At 56.4% G+C, this 21,001-nt stretch carries 16 protein-coding genes; 15 read left to right on the top strand and 1 reads right to left on the bottom strand.

Annotation, left to right across the window (positions count from 1 at the left end; genetic code table 11):
* Positions 1-166: 166 nt before the first annotated feature.
* The 7 genes from BF99_RS0100250 (at position 167) to BF99_RS0100220 (ending at position 7,173) form a co-directional block, all read left to right on the top strand.
* Complete coding sequence (locus BF99_RS0100250; RefSeq protein ID WP_025769263.1) at positions 167-1,162, top strand: C4-dicarboxylate TRAP transporter substrate-binding protein; 996 nt, start codon at positions 167-169, stop codon at positions 1,160-1,162.
* 86 nt (positions 1,163-1,248) lie between these two features.
* A complete protein-coding gene (locus BF99_RS21680; RefSeq protein ID WP_081758986.1) occupies positions 1,249-1,749 on the top strand; it encodes a TRAP transporter small permease in 501 nt (166 codons plus the stop codon).
* The gene (locus tag BF99_RS0100240; RefSeq protein WP_025769261.1) at positions 1,746-3,026 is read left to right on the top strand and encodes a TRAP transporter large permease; all 1,281 of its coding nucleotides are present in this window, start codon (positions 1,746-1,748) and stop codon (positions 3,024-3,026) included. Before BF99_RS21680 ends, BF99_RS0100240 begins: the two co-directional genes overlap by 4 nt.
* A 7-nt stretch (positions 3,027-3,033) precedes the next feature.
* Positions 3,034-3,795, top strand: coding sequence for an enoyl-CoA hydratase/isomerase family protein (locus tag BF99_RS19825; RefSeq protein ID WP_051482720.1), 762 nt, complete (start codon positions 3,034-3,036; stop codon positions 3,793-3,795).
* A gap of 33 nt (positions 3,796-3,828) precedes the next feature.
* Complete coding sequence (locus tag BF99_RS19820) at positions 3,829-4,605, top strand: IclR family transcriptional regulator (protein ID WP_051482719.1); 777 nt, start codon at positions 3,829-3,831, stop codon at positions 4,603-4,605.
* 19 nt (positions 4,606-4,624) lie between these two features.
* Complete coding sequence (locus tag BF99_RS0100225; RefSeq protein ID WP_025769260.1) at positions 4,625-5,791, top strand: CaiB/BaiF CoA transferase family protein; 1,167 nt, start codon at positions 4,625-4,627, stop codon at positions 5,789-5,791.
* Positions 5,792-6,015: 224 nt separating this feature from the next.
* Positions 6,016-7,173, top strand: a complete 1,158-nt coding sequence (locus tag BF99_RS0100220; protein WP_025769259.1) for a CaiB/BaiF CoA transferase family protein — start codon at positions 6,016-6,018, stop codon at positions 7,171-7,173.
* 14 nt (positions 7,174-7,187) lie between these two features.
* Here the strand turns inward: BF99_RS0100220 and BF99_RS22305 are convergent, their stop codons facing one another.
* Entirely contained in the window at positions 7,188-7,322 is a 135-nt protein-coding gene (locus tag BF99_RS22305; protein WP_081758985.1) for an abortive infection family protein, read from the bottom strand.
* A gap of 122 nt (positions 7,323-7,444) precedes the next feature.
* Between BF99_RS22305 and BF99_RS0100210 the strand changes: the two genes are divergently transcribed.
* The 8 genes from BF99_RS0100210 to BF99_RS0100175 all read left to right on the top strand — a co-directional run bounded on the left by BF99_RS0100210 (position 7,445) and on the right by BF99_RS0100175 (position 20,988).
* Positions 7,445-7,834 carry a helix-turn-helix domain-containing protein gene (locus BF99_RS0100210; protein ID WP_025769258.1) on the top strand — a complete coding sequence of 130 codons (390 nt, stop codon included), beginning with the start codon at positions 7,445-7,447 and terminating at the stop codon, positions 7,832-7,834.
* A 130-nt stretch (positions 7,835-7,964) separates the two neighbouring features.
* Positions 7,965-10,970, top strand: coding sequence for a BPTD_3080 family restriction endonuclease (locus BF99_RS0100205; RefSeq protein ID WP_197018973.1), 3,006 nt, complete (start codon positions 7,965-7,967; stop codon positions 10,968-10,970).
* Positions 10,971-10,991: 21 nt separating this feature from the next.
* Entirely contained in the window at positions 10,992-11,993 is a 1,002-nt protein-coding gene (locus tag BF99_RS23200) for a DNA methyltransferase (protein ID WP_025769256.1), read from the top strand.
* Between the two features lie 179 nt (positions 11,994-12,172).
* Positions 12,173-12,790 carry a DNA methyltransferase gene (locus BF99_RS23195; RefSeq protein WP_231471260.1) on the top strand — a complete coding sequence of 206 codons (618 nt, stop codon included), beginning with the start codon at positions 12,173-12,175 and terminating at the stop codon, positions 12,788-12,790.
* A 91-nt stretch (positions 12,791-12,881) separates the two neighbouring features.
* A complete protein-coding gene (locus tag BF99_RS23190) occupies positions 12,882-13,847 on the top strand; it encodes a hypothetical protein (protein ID WP_025769254.1) in 966 nt (321 codons plus the stop codon).
* Positions 13,848-13,952: 105 nt separating this feature from the next.
* Positions 13,953-14,201: a hypothetical protein gene (locus BF99_RS23185; protein WP_197018972.1), complete on the top strand. Its 249-nt coding sequence runs from the start codon at positions 13,953-13,955 to the stop codon at positions 14,199-14,201.
* A 437-nt stretch (positions 14,202-14,638) separates the two neighbouring features.
* Entirely contained in the window at positions 14,639-16,483 is a 1,845-nt protein-coding gene (gene recQ / locus BF99_RS0100180; protein ID WP_025769252.1) for a DNA helicase RecQ, read from the top strand.
* Positions 16,484-17,142: 659 nt separating this feature from the next.
* The gene (locus tag BF99_RS0100175) at positions 17,143-20,988 is read left to right on the top strand and encodes a beta strand repeat-containing protein (RefSeq protein WP_156013092.1); all 3,846 of its coding nucleotides are present in this window, start codon (positions 17,143-17,145) and stop codon (positions 20,986-20,988) included.
* Positions 20,989-21,001: the final 13 nt, after the last annotated feature.

Below are 21,001 nucleotides of genomic sequence, written 5' to 3'. Positions count from 1 at the left end.
CCCTTTTCGAGCGCTGCCTTGATAGTCTCTCGATAACGGATAAATTTTCAAGTATAAAAATAACTTTGAAATATGAAAGTTCTGCGCTACATTTTATCGCTCCGATTCGTAGTCGATACCCGACTACGCCACCTGTAAGGAACGCAACGAGAACGAGGAGGGGGAAATGTCATCTCACTTTGGCCGTGTCCGCCGCTTGATGGCGGCGATGATCGCTCTGATCGCCTTACCGCTGGTGGCGAACGCCGCCGACTTCACCTTCCGTTTGGCGCATGTGACGTCGGATAAAGAGCCGCTCCAAGCCGCGATGGAGGAGTTCGTGAAGAATGTCGAGGCCCGCACCGAGGGCCGCGTCGATATCGAGATATTCCCGAATGCCCAGCTCGGCTCGAATCCCGAGGTCTTCGAACAGGTGCGCGCCGGGGCACCGATCATCACCATCTCCGATCCCGGCTATCTCAGCGATTTCGTGCCGGATTTCGGGGTGCTCGGCGGTCCTTATCTGATGGACGATCCGCGCGACTTCCAAAAGATCGTCGATTCCGACCTCTACGCCGATCTCAAAGATCGCCTGCGCCGCGAATCGAGCATCGAGCTGCTATCGCTCAACTGGCTCTTCGGCTCCCGTCACATGCTCTCGGACAAGCCGATTTCGAGCCCGGCGGATACCGCGGGCATGACCTTTCGCACCCCGCCGAACATCATGTGGGTCGAGACCTTCCAAGCGATGGGCGCGCGTCCGACCCAAGTTGCATGGGCGGAGGTCTATTCGGCGTTGTCGACCGGGGTGGTCGATGGCGCCGAAGCGCCCTTGCCCTCGATCTACGGTGCCAAACTACACGAAACCAAGAAGGTCATCTCGCTGACCGGTCACTTCAAAGGCTTCACCGGGCTGATGATGAACGCTGCGGTCTTCGCCTCGATGCCGGGCGATATTCGAGCGATCATGAACGAGGAGGCCATCGCCACCGGAGGCTTCATGACAAACTTGATGCTCGATAGCCAAGAGGAATGGATTGCCAAGCTCGAAGCCGAGGGCGTCACTTTCAATCGCGATGTCGATGTCGCGGCCTTCCAAGCCGCCACCGCCGATGTCTACACCAAATTCCCCGATTGGTCGAAGGGGCTTCATGATCGAGTCCGCTCGATTCTCGATCGCTGATACCTAGGGATCCCGGCGAGCCGGCCCGAGCCCGAAAAGGGTTCGGGCCACGCAACGGGCCGCAGAGGAAAAATGCAGAGGAAGCAATGGGCACAATCGGAGACTGGGTGCGCCGGGCGGAGAACGTCGTATCGTTTTTCGCCCTGATCCTGCTCACCGGATCGGTGCTATGGGGCGTGCTCACCCGCTATATCACCGAACGTCCGGCGGTGTGGACCACCGAACTTTCGGGCATCTTGTTCACTTGGGTGGTCTTCATCGGCGCGATGACGGCATGGCGCAGCCATCGTCATATCAAGGTCACCTTGCTCACCGACCTCCTACCTTGCAAGCTGCGCACGATCGTTTCGAAGATCGGCGATGGCATCGTATTCGCCTTTTTGGCCTTCGTCACTTACCTAAGTTTTTCGATGATGCTCAAAGGAGCGAGCCGCCCATCGCCGGTCCTCGACATTCCCTTTTCCTATGTCTACCTCGCCACCTTCATCTGTTTTGCCGGGATGTCGATAACCTCGCTTCTTCGATTGCTGGATCGGCCGGGCTTTGCCGATCCCGAAAAAGCCCGAGCCTCGGATGAAGCCCTGTGACCTTCGCCCCCGTTTTCATCTTGCTTGCTTGCATCGGCATCGGGATCCCGGTGGCGCTGGCCATCGGCATCGCCGCTCTTTCCTTCTTCTTGATTTCCGGAACGGTCCCACCCGAGATCTTCGTGCAACGCATGGTGGCCGTTACCCATTCCTTTCCGCTGCTTGCGATACCGCTTTTCATCATGACCGGGGTGGTCATGAACCATGCGGGCATCACTTCGAGGATGATGTCCTTTGCCCAAGCCATGACCGGACACTGGAAAGGGGGACTGGCGCAGGTCAATATTCTTCTTTCGACCCTGCTCGGAGGGGTATCGGGATCGGCAAACGCCGACACCGCCATGCAATCCAAAGTGCTGGTCCCCGAAATGACGCGGCGGGGCTACGATCCGGCCTTTTCAACCGCCGTGACCGCTTCATCCTCGATCATCTCGGTGATCATTCCCCCGGGGATCGGGCTGATCCTCTACGGCTTCATGGGGAATGTCTCGATCGGCAAGCTGTTTTTGGCGGGTATCGTCCCCGGAGTGCTCATTTGCATGGCGATGATGGCTACGGTCGCGATTCAATCGCGCCGCGCCGGGCTCGAACCCGCCTTCGAAAAGCCCATGCCTTGGGCCGAGCGCGGAAGGGCGTTTGTCGGGGCGTTTTTGGCTCTGCTGGTGCCGGTGGGCATCGTTGCCGGGATCCGATTGGGGTTCTTCACCCCCACCGAGGCCGGGGCGATGGCCGTTTTATTCGCCACCATCGTCGGCATCGTCCACGGCGAGCTCAAGCCCAAACATATCCGGCCGATCTTGGAGCAAACGGTACAAGCCACCTCCGTGATCCTTCTCGTGATCTGCGCCGCCGGCGCCTATGGCTTTTACATGACTTGGGAGCGCATCCCGGCCGTCGTGGCCCAGGAGATGCTGAACCTCACCACGAACCCCTATTCGCTGCTCATCCTGATCAACCTGCTGCTGATCCTCGTGGGCATGTTCATCGAAGGGTCGGCGGCGCTCATCCTGCTGACTCCGATCCTCGTTCCGGTGATCGAACAAGTGGGGATCGATCCGGTTCACTTCGGCATCGTGATGGTCTTCAACCTGACCATCGCGGGCATCACCCCGCCGCTCGGTACGCTGATGTTCACCGCCTGTTCGATCACCGGGGTATCGATAGCCCGATTCATCAAGGCCTGCATACCCTTTTACATCGTGCTCTTCGCCATGCTCATCGTGCTGACCTACATCCCGCAGCTCTCGCTTTGGCTGCCCGACCTGCAATTCAAGTGAGATCGGCATGAACGGCGAAATCGACGGCCGGGTTCGCTTCGAGATCGAGGGCAATGTGGGCGAGATCGTGCTTGACCGTCCCGCCAAGCACAATGCGCTGACCCCTAGGATGTATCTCGAGATCGGTCAGTGCTGCGCAAGAGCCAACGAGACCTCCGCCTGTCATGTGGTGATCGTTCGGGGGGCCGGGGAGCGCGCCTTCTGCGCAGGCTCCGACCTTCGAGCCCTCGATGACTACGAGGACTTCTGGGCTTGGCGAAATCGCAACGACTACATTCCCCCTCTCTTGGCTCTGCGTCCCCCGGCGATCGCCGCGGTCAAGGGATGGGCCTTGGGCGGCGGACTGGAGATCGCGCTGGCCTGCGATCTTCGGGTGGTCGCAAGGTCCGCGGTCTTCGCCGCCCCGGAAGTCCGCCTCGGCTGGAACGGTGCCGGCGGGGCGGCACAGCACCTCACAAGGATGTGCGGCTACGGGAAAGCGATGCAGATTCTATTGACCGGGGAGCGCTTCTCGGCCATCGATGCCGATCGCTTCGGCATGGTCGAATGGCTTGTGGACGAGGGCGAGGAACTGACCGTTGCCAGGCAATGGGCGCAACGGATCGCCGCCCATTCCAGCGTTGCCACACAGGCCGTCAAGGCCGCGGTCCGAGGGGCGATGGATTCGAGCACTGCCCAAGGCCTGCGCAATGAAAACGAGTTGATGTCTCTATGCTTGGCCAAGATCGAGCAGGACCGACTCAAATCCGCACGGGAAGGAAAGGATTGATATGCACGCTCGAAAAAAACGCGGGCTTTCGATATGAAAAAGACCAAGCCGTCGGTTCCCGCCGTGGAAAAAGCCTTGGATGTACTGGAATTACTTGCGGATTCACCGAACGGATTGACGATCAACGAAATCGGCGACGCTTTGGATCGAACGATCGGCGAAATCTACCGCATCGTCGTCTACCTTGCCGATCGTGAATACCTGCGTCAGGATCCCGATACGAATCGTTATGGGCTGACCTTGCGACTGTTCGAGCTCTCCCACCGACACGATCCCACCGAACGTTTGATCCACGCCGCCTTGCCGATCCTCGAACACATCGCTGCGCGCACCGAGCAATCTTGCCACTTGGGGGCCTTGAATCGAGAAAACATCCTCGTGCTCACCTCGATTCAAAGCCCGAGGCCGGCGGGGTATTCGGTGCGCACCGGAGCGCTTTTTCCGATAGAGCAGACCAGCTCGGGGCATGTGATCTTGGCGTTTTCCGATGCCGACAAGCAAGAGCGCTATCTGGCGAGACGACAACCCCCTAAGCGCGAGCGACTGCGCAATCGCCTGGACCGTATCCGTCAGGACGGATACGAAGATACCCGGAGCACGATGATCGAGGGAGTGCAAAACCTCTGCGTTCCGGTATTCGACAGCCGGGGCGTCTGCGCGGCGATCACTTCGGGGTTCATTGCCCGGATCGACGCCACCGTCACCTGCGAAGAGTGCTTGGCGATCATTCGATCGGGCGGGATCGAGCTTTCCCGAGCGTTGGGGTTCAACCTCGAAAAAAGCCCCTTCCTAAGAGCCCTTTCATCTTGAACCGACAAGGGATTCACGCATGACGGATACCGCCACGATCCCGCCGCTGTCCGGATTGCGGGTGCTCGACTTCGCGCAATTCCTGGCCGGGCCGGTCGCGGCCTTGCGCTTGGCCGACCTCGGGGCCGAGGTGATCAAGATCGAGCGCCCGCAAGGGGGGGATTCGTGTCGATCCATGGTGGTCAACGAGCAGATCCTCGAAGGCGACAGTTTGGTATTCCACACCTTCAACCGCGGCAAGAAGAGCGTGGCTGCGGATCTGAAAGAGCCCGCCGACTTGGAAAAGATCCGCAGGCTGATAGCGAGCGCCGATGTGATGATCCACAATTTTCGCCCCGGGGTGATGGAGCGGATCGGGCTCGACTACCCGGCGGTACGCAAGATCAATCCCCGTCTGGTCTACGGAACGGTCTCCGGCTACGGCAACGAGGGGCCGTGGCGCGACAAACCGGGGCAGGATCTGCTGGTGCAGGCGCTATCGGGAATCGCCTGGCTCAACGGCAATGCCGACGACGGTCCGATCCCCACGGGCTTTGCCATGCTCGATGTCGCCACCGCGGGAAACCTCGTTCAGGGGATATTGGCCTGCCTTTTGCGCCGAGGTATCACCGGCAAGGGCGCTTTGGTCGAGGTCAGCCTGCTATCGGCGGCTTTGGATCTGACCTTCGAGCAATTCACCTGCTTTCTCAACGATGCCAAGCGTCAACCACAGCGGCATCGGATCGGCAACGCCAACCCTTATCAGCCCGCACCCTATGGCATCTACAAGACGGTGAGCGGATATCTGGCCATCGCCATGACTCCTTTGAGCGAACTGGCAAGGCTTCTTCAAGCACCCGAGATCGACGCTTTCGGCCAGGAACGCGCCTTTTGCGACAGGAACGACATCAAAGCCGTCATCGCTGGCATCCTCGCCACCCGAACCACCGATGAGTGGCTGGGAATCCTCGAACCCGCCGGCGTCTGGTGCGCTCCGGTGCTCGACTGGCCGGACTTCATCGCAAGCGATGGCTTCGAAGCCCTCGATGCCGTACAAACCATCCGCAGCGCATCGGGGGATGAGGCTTACACCACACGCTGCCCGATCCGCATCGATGGCCGGAACTTGGGCAAGGGCGAGGGCGCCCCGGCCTTGGGACTGCATACCCGAACCATCCTGAAGTCCTTCGCCGCCGGCGAAGAGTGACGAGCGAGGGATGCCCGCATCGAGGCTTGGGGTTTCGAAGCGGTCGATATCCCGCTCCCGAGGAGCCTCTCCGATCGCAACACCGGCCATCCCCCCGACCCGAAACGCCCGCCCTCTCGGATAACACCGATAACGCCCAAGCCATAGGCTAGTTCCACACACTCGTTCCACACCCTGAGCCCCACCTTGAAAACACCCATCGACGCAAAAGGCCCTTCAAAGAAATGACACCGCCGCTCGAAGGGATTCGGATCGTCGATTTCAGCCAGTTCTTGGCCGGGCCTTATGCCTCGCTCAAGCTGCTCGATATGGGGGCGCGGGTCATCAAGGTCGAAAATCCGAAGGCCGGGGATTTATGTCGGCATATCTACCTCTCGGATACGAAGATCCACGGCGAATCGACCCTGTTTCATGCGATCAACCGCGGCAAGGAAAGCATCGCGCTGGATCTCAAATCACCCCAAGGTCTTGCAGCGGCCCGAACGCTGATCACCCATGCCGATCTCGTGATTCAGAATTTCAGACCGGGCGTCATCGACCGGCTCGGTCTCGGCTACGAACAAGTCAAAGCCATCAAGCCCGATATCATCTACGGCTCGATCTCCGGCTATGGCGATAGCGGGCAATGGGCCGACCTTCCCGGGCAAGACCTCTTGGTACAGGCCCGATCGGGGATCGTATGGCTCAGCGGCAATGCCGATCAGGGTCCGGTCCCCATCGGCCTGCCCATCGCCGATATCAGCGCCGGTGCGAACCTCGCACAAGGACTCTTGGGCGCATTGTTCCGCAAAGAGCGCACCGGACAAGGCGCCCTCGTCGAAACCAGCCTCCTCGAAGCGCTGATCGATCTGCAGTTCGAATTCCTCACCACCTACCTGAACAACGACGAAATCCCCCCCGAACGCGCCCAAAAAGGCTCCGCGCACGGATACCTCCCCGCACCCTACGGCGTTTTCGAAACGGCACGAGGCCACCTCGCCCTCGCCATGACCCCGTTGGATAAACTGGTCAACCTCCTCGGCCTGCAAGAGGATCCGCGCTTCGCCTCGGGATCCAACGCGGGATTCACCCATCGAAACGAAATCCACGCAATCCTTCGAAGCGCCTTCAAAACCAAAAGCGCCGAACAGTGGGAGAGCCTGCTGATAAAACACGATATCTGGTGCGCCCGCATCCTGAACTGGAAAGAGATGCTCCGAACCGAAGCCGGAAAAGCCCTTGAAATGCTGCTACCCGACCCCGAAAACACCACCACATCCCTTCGCCACCTTCGCACCCCCATCCGCTTGGACGGCCAAAGAGCTCCTTCTGGCCCCGATGCCCCCGAACTCGACGCCCACGGCCAAGCCATCTGCGAGGAGTTCGGAATTTCCCGGATTTGACGAAGATGAAGCACCTATCCCTTTTCCATCAACTCCAGCACATAAAGAGAAGCAGTATGCGCCGCACTTTTCTTGTTCCTCAAGTGCATGGTACCGTCTACAATTTGAAATAGACCGGAGGCGATTTTCTTGAGATCTTTTTCATCCATATTTTGCAAGGAATTAGTTGCCGCTTATATAATCATCAAAGGGCTCAAGTCAATAATCACCCTTATCGGTCTTTACGAATCCTATTCGAAGCGAAAGGAAATCGACATCGAGGAGATTCGACATGGAAGCGATCAAGCCTATCAAAAGCGAGTTCGACTACGATCGAGCGCTCAAACGCATCAGTGACCTGATGAAATCGGAGGATCAAGAATCGCTTGATGAGTTGGATATTCTCACGACATTGGTCGAGGCTTACGAGCAGGATCATCATCCTATTCCTATGCCCGATCCGATCGAGGCGATCTTGTTTCGTATGGAGCAACAGAATCTGACGCCCGCCGATCTCGAGGCCTTTATCGGGAGCGGCGAACAGGTCTCCGACATCCTCTCCAAAAAGCGCCCTCTCACCTTGGAAATGATCCGGGCGCTCAATGCACATCTCGGCATTCCAGCAGAGGTATTGATCAAAGAACCCGAGAAGCCCCTTTCCAATCACATCGAAAACGGATAGAATGCAGCCGATTTTCAATCGAACGACCGTTGATTCATTAGACTCGGGAAGCAGCGATACAACTTGGATCATCAAAAAAAACCGATGCTCCGTCGGGAGAAAATTAAAAATGTTCGATAACAATCCTATCTTGAATTCGCCCTACGATCCTCCGAAAAAGCATTGGCAGCTGAACGATGAGGGTCAGCCGACCGGGGCCGTCAACCTCGGGCGTCGGGGGAGTTTTCATTTGGTGCCGATTCCGGCGGCTCAAAGAAGAAAACAAATCGATGCCGACCAAGCCTTCCTCAATATCGAAGAGGAAACCAAAGAAAATCCGATCATCAATCGCATCAGAGTTTTGGTGGATAAATGGCGACTGAAATCGCTGGAAGAAGATCGAACCGACATCACTGATGTGACCAGAAAATTACTTGCTCAGTGGAGAGAAGGAAAAACCACACCCCGACCCTTTTTCTGTCAGGTCGAAGCCGCAGAAACGCTGATCTGGCTCAATGAAATTGCGAATAAGACCGACGAAGGCAAGCAAATCCTCGAAGAGTTGAGGCTTGCCAACGAAGAAGCGAATCCGAGCCTGCTTCGTTATGCATCGAAGATGGCGACAGGTTCGGGGAAAACCACGGTCATGGCGATGATGATTGCCTATCATACGATCAACAAAGTGCGCTATCCCGCATCGACGCGTTTTTCGAGGAACTTCCTGATTATCGCCCCGGGGATCACGATCAAAGACCGCTTGCGTGTATTGCTTCCTTCGGATCCGGAGAATTATTATGTCGGACGGGGGCTGATTCCGACCGAGTTTTCACAAGATATCAAACAAGCGCGTATCGTGATTACGAATTATCATGTCTTTCGCAAGCGTGAAATCTACCATTTACCCAAGGGAACCCGGGATATCCTCAAGGGTCATTCCGATAAAGATATCGAAACGAAAGAGACGGAAGGTCAGATGCTGGAGCGAGCGTGCAAGGAACTACTGCGCTCGAAGGATGTGATCGTCATCAATGACGAGGCGCATCATTGTTATCGCCATAAAGTCGATACCGGCGGAAAGACCGAAGAAGAAAAACCCTCGACCCCGGAGGAAAAAGAAGAGGTCAAAAAGAATACCGAGGCGGCGCGGCTTTGGATCAATGGCATCGAGGCCTTGGGAAACAAGATCGGTCTGAAATGCGTTTATGATCTATCCGCCACTCCTTTTTTCTTGCGTGGCTCGGGCTATCCCGAGGGTCGACTTTTTCCGTGGGTGGTATCCGATTTCGCTTTGATGGATGCGATCGAATGCGGCATCGTGAAACTCCCTCGGGTTCCGATCGATGATGGCGCGATGACAAGCGATAAAATGCCGGTCTATCGCAATATCTATCGTCATGTAAGCAAGGATTTGCCGAAGAAGGGACGCTCGAAACAAGGGAATATGAATCCCGATGATCTTCCCTCCACCCTTCTCGGGGCAATCGCCTCCCTTTACAGTCATTACGAGAAAACCTATAAGGCTTGGGAGAAACAAGGGATCGACGTACCTCCCGTTTTTATCATCGTTTGCAATAATACGAGCACCTCGAAACTCGTTCACGACTATATCGCCGGCTACGAATTGCCGAATGTAGATGGTATCTGGAAACGGGGCAAACTGCCGCTATTTAGCAATATCGGAGATGACGGTCAGCCGTTATCGCATCTGCATACGCTCTTGATCGATAGCGAGCAGCTCGATAGCGGCGAGGCGATGAACGATGAATTCAAAAGAGCGGCGGCAAAGGAGATCGATCTATTCAAAAGAGAATATCGCCAACGCTTTCCCGATCGGGATGTATCGAAACTGACCGATGAAGATCTCTTGCGAGAAGTCATGAATACCGTCGGCAAGAAAGATAGATTGGGCGAGCAAGTGCGCTGTGTCGTATCGGTTTCGATGCTGACGGAAGGCTGGGATACGAATAATGTCACGCATATCTTGGGGATACGGGCTTTCGGCACCCAACTGCTTTGCGAGCAGGTGGTCGGCCGAGGACTTCGTCGCTTCTCCTACGAACTGGAGACGGAAGGCGAGCACAAGGGTCTTTTTCGCCCGGAATATGCCGATGTTTTCGGTGTTCCCTTTGCTTTTGCGAAGGGCACGAAGGTTCCATCTCCGCAGCCTCCCAATAAACCGCATCGAGTCCGGGCGATGGATGATCGCGCTCGTTCAGCGATCTCCTTTCCTCGAGTTCGGGGGTATTCGATCAAGACTCCCGATGAAAGACTCATCGCCAGATTCGATGAAAATTCGCGTTTGACCATCTCGCCGGAGGATGCGCCACCTCGCACCGAGCAAAGAGGCATCGTCGGCGAAGGGATCATGATGACGCTGGATGATTTGAAACAGCACCGTATCAACGAAGTCGTCTTTTATCTGACGGCGGAAACGGCGAGGCTATTTACCCGGCAGAATGAGAATCATGAAACCCCGCCTTTGCTTTATCGGGATTTGATCCCCATCACGCGCCGCTGGATGAATGACTATCTGACCTGCTTGGGCGGTACGTTCGCTCAATATCTCTTATGGAAGCCCTTCGCCGTCAAAGCGGCGGAACGCATCCACCGCGCTTGTGCACCGCATAAAGAGGATAAACCGGAATCCTATATCCCTATCATCGATCAATTCACCCCCGAAGGAACTAGCCATAGTGTCGATTTCATGACCTCCAGAAAACGACGCCATGATACGAATGCGAATAAGTGCCATGTCAATATCGCGGTTTGCGATAGCGATTGGGAAATAGATTTCTGTCTAATTCTGGAAAGTGATGTGCATGTCAAGAGTTATGTGCGCAATGATGGCTTGGGGTTCGAAGTGCCTTATACCTACCAAAAGAAGGATCATCTTTACGAGCCGGATTTCATCGCGCACATCGATGACGGGCATGGCGATGAAGACCTGCTCAATTTGGTGATCGAAATCAAAGGGAAAAAGGACGACCGGGCGCGAGTCAAGGCGGATACGATGAATCGCCGCTGGATCCCTTCGGTGAATGGTGATGGACGATGGGGGCGATGGCAATTCGTTGAAATCATGAATATGCAAGATGCTCGAGAAATACTTGCGGGGTTCTCTTGGGGCTCCGGTCGACAAGCAAATCAACCGAACTGATCGCAATCAAGGAAAAAGAACATGGCACGCAAAGCGAAGAAGGGCAAGAATACCGAGATCGAAGCGCTCGTTCACGATCGAGAGACGAAGCGTCATATCCCGACGGCGGAAATGGAGGGTTTGGTGCCGAACGATGAGCGAGAACCCGTGCAGGTGGATTATCCTCGTAAAAACAACCCCGATGAAAATCCGGAGCTCTATGCTCGCAACCCGGATCTCGATCCGCAGTTGGTGTGGAAAGGCAAGGACGAGGAAGATCGTGAGCCGCTTCGCGTCGACGCCGTTCCGATCTACGTGCAAGAACATATCCAACCGAAGGTTATCGTCGACGATATCAAGCGTATGGCCGCAAAGAACAAACGGGATCGAGATGAGGGAACGATCGATCTTTTTGCCGATTGGGAAGACGAACTCGATCCGGAGGATCGCATCGAGTTCTATCAGCATGATCGGAGGTGGACCAATCGCATGATCTTGGGCGATAGCCTTTTGGTGATGAACTCTCTGGCGGAGAAAGAGGGGCTGAGAGGGCAGGTGCAGTGCATTTATTTCGATCCGCCTTATGGGATCAATTTTGGATCTAACTGGCAAGTCAGTACAAAATCGCGTTCCGTGAGCGACCGAGATCTATCTCGTGAACCGGAGACGATTCAGGCTTTCCGAGACGCATGGGACAATAACATTTCTTCTTACCTTCCCTATCTTCGGGATCGGCTTACTGTTTGTCGAGAATTATTGGCTGAAAGTGGTTCATTGTTTCTGCAAATCAGTGATAAGAATTGCCATTTAGTGAGATCCTTATTGGATGAAGTCTTCGGAAATCGTAATTTCATTCGTCAGATATTCTTCTCAAAAACCGGTAGCCTTACTTCCAAATTTCTTGGCCGTACCGGTGATATTCTCATCTGGTATGCAAAGAATATAGAAAGTTGCAAATTCAGACCTTTATTCGAAGAGAAGACACAGGATAATTTCTATAAAAATTTAGAAACATCTTATGGCATCTATCGTCAGATAAAATAGAAGGTAGGATCTTTCAATATGTATCATTGGAAAGCTCCGGTGCCGCTTCCGTTCCCACTCCTTTTGATTTTTGTGGAGATACTTTCAACCCCAAATCAAATCGACATTGGCAAGTAAATTATCCCGATGGAATGCATCGTATCGTCAAAGCGAATCGAGTTAGTGCCCAAGGAAAAAAATTGCGATATCGACTTTATATAGACGATTATCCTGTCAAACGCATCGGGGATGTTTGGACCGATACCGCCGGTTTCGCCGGAGATCAGATCTACGTAGTCGAAACCCGACCGCTCATCGTTCAGCGATGCATCTTGATGACCACCGACCCCGGGGATCTCGTGCTGGATCCGACCTGTGGCTCCGGCACCACTGCGTATGTCGCCGAGCAATGGGGGAGACGTTGGATCACGATCGATACCAGTCGGGTTTCGCTCGCCCTCGCCCGAGCACGTCTAATCGGCAGTCACTTCCCCTATTATCTGCTGGCCGATAGTCATGAGGGTGCGCTGAAAGAATCGTCGATCACCGGCAAGACCGACATCAAGGAAGTCTATGGTGGGAATATACGCAATGGCTTTGTCTACGAGCGCGTGCCGCATATCACCCTCGGTTCGATTGCCAACAATGCCGAAATCGATACGATCTGGGAGCGCTGGCAAGAGGTATTGGAACCCTTGCGCAACGCATTCAATTCGGCCACCGGGCAGTCTTATGAAGAGTGGGAGGTACCCCGCGATTTAACTACCCCCCCCCCCCCACGAAAAAATCGGCAAGAAAATCAAGGAGATACACGATAAATATTGGCAAGCACGCATTGCCAGGCAGCAAGAAATCGACGACTCCATCAGCCGCAACGCCGCTACGGAATACCTCTACGACCGTCCTTATGTGCAAAAGAACGTGGTGCGCGTTACCGGTCCTTTCACCGTCGAAAGCCTTTCGCCGCATCGCATCTTGCCCACCGATGCCGATGACGAAGCGATATTGGAAGCCATCGACGCCGTCGCCGAGGAAGAAGGTCGTTATCCGACACCTCGTCGCAGTCGGCGCCTGCGCCCGAAATCCGAGGAAGAGGGCGAGACCAAATTCATCGATATCATCTACGAAAACTTGCGTAAAGCCGGGGTGCAAAATACCAAGAAAGGCGAACGCATGGAGTTTTCTTCCTTGGAACCTTGGGCCAAGGGCCGCCATATCCAATTCGATGGTCGGTATAGCGAAAGCGGCAAAGAGCGCAAGGCGGCGATCTGCATCGGTCCCGAATATGGAACCGTAACCAGAAGCCTCATGGTACAAGCCGCCCGCGAGGCTGCGGATTATTTCGATGTTCTGGTGGTGTTGGGCTTTGCCTTCGAAGCCCACGCCGACGAGGAACTGATCAATATCGGCAAACTTCCTGTCTTGCGGGCTCGCATGAACAATGATCTCCACATGGCCAATCGGCTGAAAACCGGTAAATCCGGCAATCTATTCGTCGTTTTCGGCGAACCCGATATCGAACTGCGCACGATGGACGATGATCGATACCAAGTGGAGATCAAGGGTGTCGATATATTCGATCCCACGACGGGAGATGTCAAAGCGAGCGGAGCCGACGATATTGCATGTTGGTTCGTCGATACGGACTATAACGACGAAGCCTTTTTCGTCCGCCATGCTTATTTTTCAGGTGGAGGACCCGATCCTTTCAAACGCCTCAAAACGACCCTGAAGTCGGAAATCGATCAAGACGCTTGGCAAACGCTTTATACAACGATCAGTCGCCCCTTCGAAAAACCATCGAGCGGCCGCATCGCCGTCAAGGCCATCAATCATTTCGGGGACGAGGTTCTGAAAATCTTCGATATCGATTAGCGCGGGCGATCATCGGCCGGCGATGCGGAAATGCCCGCTTGGATCCGCAACCGGCCCTTCCGTTATGGTTCATTGATCGAAGGGCATGATAGTAGGGCGATCGCGATGCATTCCCTCAAACCCGATATTCTCGATAGGCTTGGCAATCACGAGATGACCCGTGGCAAGCAGGCGTTGTATCGGCGGCAAAAGCCTGCTGTGCTCGAACGATTGCAGCAAATCGCCATGATCGAGAGCACGGCATCTTCGAATCGGCTCGAAGGTATCGTTGTATCGCCGGCGGCGATGGATCGGATCATCCGAGATGCAATTCACCGCCGAAGGGAGAGGTCGGTGGAAGAAGACGCCGAATAGCATCGTGATCAAGTGGCCGGATAGCACGCAAGCGCTGCAAGCGAAAACGAGCGATCCCGATCTGGTTGACATCCATATCGATGAGTTGATCGACCGCTTCGATCATCACACAAAGAGGGCAAGGTTCGATCCGCGCAATGGGTCGGGGGATCGGATCGGAGCAACGAACTCCGGCGGCCTTATCCGATATCATCGGCAAGCCGCAAGCCGGTGGGCCAAGGAGTCTATGGGGGATGCAGGTCGGCGACTCATGTCGATGGGAATCGGCGGTGAATAAAATGGGCCGATCGGTAGTCCAAGTCCATGAGTCGGCATTCTTCGGCGCTATCTCGTCGATGATCGAGGCTCGAAGCATCGACGATCGGCCAGGCGCCCCGAAGGCTCCAAGGAGTCGATTGTTTCAAACGCATCCCTTTTTTCGCTTATCGAAGGCCATCATGCAAACGTCTCATAGCGAATCCGACTTGCTCCGTGCGCTAAGGCAGCATTTCGGCTACGACTCTTTCCGCCCCCTCCAACTCGAAATCATCGAGCACGCTTTGAGCGGCCGGGATGCGGTGGTGCTCATGCCGACCGGCGGCGGTAAATCCATCTGCTACCAACTGCCCGCCGTGGTGCGGACCGGACTCACGGTGGTGATCTCGCCGCTCATCGCCTTGATGAAAGATCAGGTCGATGCCCTGCGCGCCAACGGCATCGCCGCATCATGCCTCAACTCGAGCCTGACCTTGGACGAATTCGATGCGGTGACGCAAGGGCTGTTCAACGGCGAGACCGATCTGCTCTATCTATCACCGGAGCGGCTGTTCTCGGGCGGCTGCCTGTCCTATCTGGCCACGCTCGATATCGGCATGTTCGCCGTGGACGAGGCGCATTGCGTGAGCAGCTGGGGGCATCATTTCAGGCCCGAATATCAGCGCCTTCGTGCCATCAAGGAACACTTTCCCGAAACGCCGGTAATGGCGCTGACCGCCACCGCCGACAAAGCGGTGCGGGCCGATATCGGCGAATCGCTGGGACTTGTCGACCCCGCCTTGTTCGTGGCTTCTTTCGATCGACCCAATCTATCGATGACGGTGCTGCCCGGGCGCAAGAAGTGGGAGCAATTCCTGCCCTTGGTGCGCCGCTACCCGGGGCACAGCGGCATCATCTATTGCCAAAGCCGCAACGGCACCGAACACTTGGCCGAAAAACTGCAAGCGCACGGCTTCGATGCACAGGCCTACCACGCCGGTCTCGATACCGAAACGCGCAACCGGGTGCAAAGCGCCTTTATCCAAGGTGAATGCCCTATCGTATGCGCCACCATCGCCTTCGGCATGGGCATCGACAAGGCCGATGTGCGCTTCGTCGTGCACTGGAATATGCCCGGCAACCTCGAAAGCTACTATCAGGAAATCGGTCGGGCCGGCCGCGATGGCCTGCCGGCGGAAACGGTGCTGTTCTATAGCTACCGCGATGTGCAAACCCAACTGGGCTTTTTGGAAGATATCGTCGATGACGGCTATCGCGAGATTCAACAGGCCAAGATCAAGCGCATTCAGGATTTTGCCGAGGCCCAAGTATGCCGCCGGAAAATCCTCTTAGGCTATTTCAGCGAGATCCAAGACGAGACCTGCGGCAATTGCGATGTATGCCGCAACCCGCCGAGCTATATGGACGGCACGACGGTGGCCCAAATGGCGCTCTCGGCCGTCATCCGCACCAAAGAACGATGCAGCATCACTACCCTCATCGATCTATTGAAAGGCTCTCGCACACCTGGCGTCACCGAGCAGGGTTTTGACAAGATCAAAACCTTCGGGGTCGGTCGTCAACACACGAACTTCGCTTGGCAGCTGTTCATACAGCAGTTGATCCAACTCGGCCTACTCGAACTCGACTACAAGGACAACCATACCCTCAAGCTCACCCCGCTGAGTCGGCCGGTGCTCTTCGACGGTAAAAGGGTCGACTTGGTGAGCCCCGACACCGTTCGCCTGCGGCAAGAGGAACAAAGGAAGGTCAAGGTGAGCGCCCAAAGGACGATAGCCGGCCCGCCCAACGAACCGCTTTACGAGTGCCTGCGCACCTTGCGCACCAAGATCGCGGCTGAGATCGGGAAGCCGGCTTATGTGGTGTTCAGCAACGCCAGTTTGGAGGATATGGCGGCGCGCCAACCGACCAATCGCGAGGAATTTTTGACTGTACATGGAGTGGGCGAGCACAAAGCCCTTCTCTATGCCGATGTGTTTTTGAAGGCCATCGCCGATTTTTCGAAAAATCCCGCCACCACCGAGTGAGAAAGACCTCCGCCCGGGGCTTGATCGAGAGCGAAAGATGCCCGAATGCGTCTCACGCTCGCTATATGAGTGCAATATCGACTCCCCCCGACCTCTTGCGAAAACCCATCCGTGCTTGGGCTTGCAGATGCGATGACGCATGAGTCATGCCGATTTTTCGCAAGGTCTCGTGATTTGCGGATCTTTCGCAATCGGCGGCGATGCGATATCCTTACAGGTGACTCGGACTGCTTGGGCAGGGCAGGTCGGTGGCATCGAGTCATCGGTACCCATGGGGTGATGTTTTTTCGGTTCAACCAAGCAAAACGTCGATCGTCTTCGAAAGCGAGGGACGACGGCGGCCATTATCCGATTGCCCACGCTGCTTCGAGAACACCCATCACTCATCCAGGAGGAGTGAACGAATGAAGCCCCCCATCTTCACTCGAATACCTCTTCCACTCCCCGGCAAGCCATTCATGAGAAAGCGGAATTTCCTTTACCTTTTCCTCTGGTTATCGATGCTCTTGGGAGTCCTTGGCCATGCCAACGCTCAAACGCCTCCCGGGCCTGCACATCAATGCATCGGGACGACGCCTAGCGGTTCAACCCATTCTTTCCACCGGTATCCGGTTACCTGCAGCGAACTTGTAAGAGTATTCAGACGACAATCCCAGCAGTTGGGAAATAACCCGAAACGTTGCGCAACGAATCCAATTATCAATGTCGTCAGTGGCGGCAATCTTACGTACCAAATCACGAAGTTTCCCACCAGATCTTGTCTTGAATGGGCCGATGCGGCCAGACAACGCGCATCCGGCTATGATTCGTGTTCCATCTTCAACTTGACCTGCGGCTCGAAAACCGACGGTGTCGATTTCATCATCCCTCCAAGGCTTCCGACGGAGGATTTGGAGTTCTCCGATAGCACCATCTCCGTCGGCGAGGGGCAGTCGGTCGGTTTCGACGTCCGCCTCGGCGGGAAGCCAAGCTCGGACGTGACGGTTACCATTACGAGCGCTTCCGGTAGCAGTGCGAACATCACCTACGACAAAACCTCTTTGACCTTCACCACTTCGAACTATTCGACTTGGCAGACGATCACGGTCACCGCGCCTGCGGATGACGATACGCAGGACGAGACCGATACCCTGACCTTCTCCGTCACCGGCGGCATCGTCGAATTCGAACGCAGCCTGCAAGTCACCGCCAACGACTACCCTGCGGGCACTATCAACGTGACCCCGTCCGATCTCTCCCTCGTCGAAGGCGGCGCGAGCGGCAGTTTCAACGTGAGCCTCAGTCGCGCGCCGTCCACATCCCAAACCACGGTATCGATCGTCAGCGGCGATCCGGGCGCGCTAAGGGTCTCACCGTCATCACTGGTCTTCGACCTGTTGAACCACTCCACGGCGCAAACAGTGACCGTCACCACGGTGCAAGATAGCGATTATGCCAACGAGAGTGTCGACATCACCTTTTCCATCTCCGCCGGCGGTCTCGTTGCACCCGATACCACCAAGAGCGTCTCAGTGACCGATAACGACGGTCCCCCCGGCAATATCACCGTATCTCCATCCGGCACGCTCGCCATCGACGAAGGCGATACCGGCACCTTTACCGTTGCGCTCGATACCCAACCGGCCCGGGCGGTTACCGTATCGCTGACGAGCGGCGATACCGGAGCCGTTTCGGTCAGCCCCGCCTCGCTGACCTTCACTCCCGCCAACTACGGGACGGCGAGGACGGTGACCGTCACCGGGGTGCAAGATAGCGATTACGCACATGAAAATGCCGCCATCACTCTATCCGCCACCGACGGTATCGATGCCCCCGATGCGACCAAACGAATCTCCGTGACCGATGACGACACCCCGCCGGGCAATTTCACCCTGACTCCTTCCACGGTCGATCTTTTCGAGGGCAACACCGGCACGTTTACCGTCATGTTCGATACCGCGCCGAATCAGCCCGTCACCGTATCGATATCAAGCGGCGATACCGGGGCGGTGACGATCTCGCCGGCCTCGATGAACTTCGACGCATCGAATTACGATACCGAGCAAATAGTGACCATTACCTCGGTACAAGATAGCGACAACGATAATGAAAGCGTCGACATCACCTTATCCGCTTCCGGTGGAATCGCCGCCCCCGATGCGACCGTGACCGCCTCCATCGACGATGACGATGCGCCCTCGGGCGCTCTCACCGTGACCCCCTCCACCCTCGATATCGACGAGGGCGATACCGGCACCTTCACCGTCGCTCTCGATACCGAACCGAGCAATCCGACCGTCGTATCCATCACCGGCAACGATAACGGGGCGGTGACGATCTCGCCGACATCCTTGAACTTCGATTCGTCGAACTACGACACGGCGAAAACGGTGACCATCACCGCAGTACAAGACAGCGACTATGGGGACGAGAAAATCACCATCGTCCTATCCGTCTCCGGTGGTCTTAGCGCGAATGACACCATGACGATCAATATCGACGATGACGACATTCCCCCCGGCAATCTCGTCATGACCCCATCGGATCCGCTCATCCTCGACGAGGGCGGCACCGGCATTTTCGGCGTCTTCCTCGATACCGCACCGACCACCGATATCACCGTGTCGGTGGTCAGCAGCGATACGGGTGCGGTAACGGTCTCACCGTCATCGCTGACCTTTGGCGATCGGAATCACTCGATGGTGCAAACGCTCACCGTGACCGCAGTGCAAGACGGCGATCATGCGAACGAGGTTGTCAATATCGCTTTATCCATCTCCACCGTCGGCGGTATCACCGCATCCGATCTGACCAAGCAAATCATCGTGAACGATGACGATATCCCTTCCGGCAGGATCGCCCTTGTCCCGCCCGGTGGGCATACCCTCGACGAGGGTTCGCTCGATACCTTCACCGTCGCCCTCGATTCCGCACCGAGCGGGGATGTCACCGTGGACTTGCGAAGCGGCGACGCCGGGGCCGCCGGGGTCTCGCCGACCTCGTTGACCTTCAACACCTCGAACTACGACACCGCGCAAACGGTGACCATCACCGCCGTCGATGACGACGACACGCATGACGAATCCATCGATATCACCCTCACCGTTTCCGGCAAATTCGACGCCCCGCTCGAGACGAAATCGGTGATCGTGGACGATGACGATTGGGGGATCGTCGTGATCTCATCGCAAGCGCTCGATGTCGTGGAGGGAGGTTCGGGGGACTTCGAGGTCGCCCTCGACAATCGCCCGTCCGGGCAAACGTCGATCGCTCTTTCGAGCGACCACCCCGGCGTGACCCTCTCCCCCTCTACCTTGGCCTTTTCGGATACGAACTGGAATTCCCCGCAGACGGTCTCGATCACCGCCGCCGAGGATGACGATACGAATTACGAGAACGCCACGATCACCTTGGACGCCCCCGCCGACCCCCTCGTCCCATCCGTGACGATATCGGTGCTGGTAAGCGACAACGATGCCACCGATCCCGGAACGACAGGGAAAACCCCCTACGACTACGAGGAAGGAGTCATCGAAGTCTTCCCCACCGGACCCGTCGTCATCGCCCAAGGCGGTGCAGGGGGCTTTTCCGTGCGGCTCTCGAGCCCCCCGACCGAGAGCGTATCGGTGAGGATCTCGAAGAACCCTTTCGATATCACCCTTTCCCCGTCCTCGTTGATCTTCACCGCCGACAACTACGACTCGCCCCGATTCATCACCGTCACCGCTGACAGGAACAACGACCCTTACGACACCCTCTACACCATCACCTTTTCCGCCGGCGGCACGCCGACCATCACCAGAAAAATCATCGTGGGCGGGGCTGCGGGAAGGGTCAGGACCCAAGCCCTCGCCTTGCCCCCTTCGGACTCGAAAGACTCCGCCACCTTGCGCGTGCGATGCAATCAGGATTCCCCTTGCGAGGTGACCTTCGATTGCTCCACCCAAGAGGGCGGCATCGGTATGCGAGGAAGTCTCCCCAAGACGATCCCCGCAATGAGCACCCGGACATTCACGGCGGCGGATATCGAAAAATATATCGGGGGCTCATGGTCGGGGAAGGGTCGGCTAGGATGCGCTTTGCTCAGCAACGGGAATATCGGTTCGCAAGTTTGGACACGCTCGGGAAACGGTGTCCTGGTCAACAACAGCGCCTTGATTCGAAGCATCCCCGATGAAAAGGGGATCCACCGAGCGGATATCGAGTCGATCCCTTCGCCCGACTCCACCGATGAATCGAATATCCGCCTCCGGTGCAGTTCCCCCATCTCGGATTGCAGCGATACGAACATCCGGTGCTACGACGATTCGGGGACGAAATACACAACGAGCCTGAGGGTGATCGATCGAGGAGCCACCCGACACCTGCAATCAAGAGAACTTTCAACGATGATCGGCCATCGCTGGACCGGATTGGGGCTTTCGTGCGAAATCAGCTCGGCGGCGCAATTCACCATCCAAGTGCTGACCCGCACCGGCGGCGGTGGCGCGCTGGTCAACAATAGCCAAAGCGGCATCGACCGATAAGCCGGACGATCCG

The sequence above is a fragment of the Thioalkalivibrio sp. HK1 genome (assembly GCA_000583135.1).
Classification (GTDB): Bacteria; Pseudomonadota; Gammaproteobacteria; order HK1; family HK1; genus HK1.
The sequence above is the reverse complement of the archived record's forward strand: the minus strand, read 5'-3'. Positions and strand labels throughout refer to the sequence as shown.